This window comes from Mycobacterium sp. 852002-50816_SCH5313054-b, assembly GCF_001667185.1.
GTDB lineage: Bacteria > Actinomycetota > Actinomycetes > Mycobacteriales > Mycobacteriaceae > Mycobacterium.
In genome coordinates this window covers 1-681 of the sequence record NZ_LZIC01000092.1, presented here as the reverse complement: position 1 = coordinate 681, position 681 = coordinate 1, and the positions used below count along the sequence as shown (strand labels likewise).

General features: G+C 65.8%; 2 protein-coding genes and 1 pseudogene. 2 read left to right on the top strand and 1 reads right to left on the bottom strand.

Going from position 1 to position 681, the window contains the following annotated elements:
- Both A5787_RS18370 and A5787_RS26860 read left to right on the top strand, forming a co-directional pair.
- Positions 1-306 (top strand): NlpC/P60 family protein (locus tag A5787_RS18370; protein WP_197507249.1); only part of this gene is annotated, 306 nt, incomplete at its 5' end.
- A gap of 10 nt (positions 307-316) precedes the next feature.
- Complete coding sequence (locus A5787_RS26860; RefSeq protein ID WP_156764009.1) at positions 317-475, top strand: hypothetical protein; 159 nt, start codon at positions 317-319, stop codon at positions 473-475.
- Here the strand turns inward: A5787_RS26860 and A5787_RS26855 are convergent.
- A pseudogene (locus A5787_RS26855) lies at positions 427-681 on the bottom strand (NlpC/P60 family protein); the annotation flags it as partial. The gene A5787_RS26860 and the pseudogene A5787_RS26855 overlap by 49 nt on opposite strands.

The window sequence follows — 681 nt, the reverse complement described above, 5'->3', positions numbered from 1 at the left end:
ATCGACTCCGGCGCTGGGATCACCGGTTTCGACTGCTCGGGTCTGGTCCTGTACTCGTTTGCCGGCGTGGGCATCAAGCTGCCGCACTACTCGGGTTCGCAGTACAACCTGGGCCGCAAGATCCCGACGTCTCAGATGCGCCGCGGCGACGTCATCTTCTACGGACCGGGCGGCAGCCAGCACGTGACGATCTACCTCGGCGACGGCCAGATGCTCGAGGCGCCCGACATCGGTTTGAAGGTCCGCGTTGCGCCCGTTCGCACCAGTGGGATGACGCCGTATGTGATCCGCTACATCGAGTACTGAACGAGGAGCTATGCGCCACAATCGGTTTCGCGTGATCAACCTGGCCTGGATCGCCGCACTGGTGACCGGGTTCGTGTTGTCTGTGGCTAGCCCGGCTCCCCTGGCCACGGCCGACCCCGGGGGGTGGGATCCGACGCTGCCGGCCCATGACGACGCCTCCAGCATCTGACCGTTGCCCAGATACATGGTGACGTGCTGGCCACCGTTCGGCCCGTAGAAGATGAGGTCGCCGCGCCTGGCCTCGTTGGGCGGGATGTGGCGCCCGGCGTTGTACTGGTCGCCGGAAAAACGCGGGATCAGCACGCCGACCCCGGCGAAGCCGTAGCGCATCAGCCCCGAGCAGTCGAATCCGTTGATGTTGGCGCCGTCGCCGAC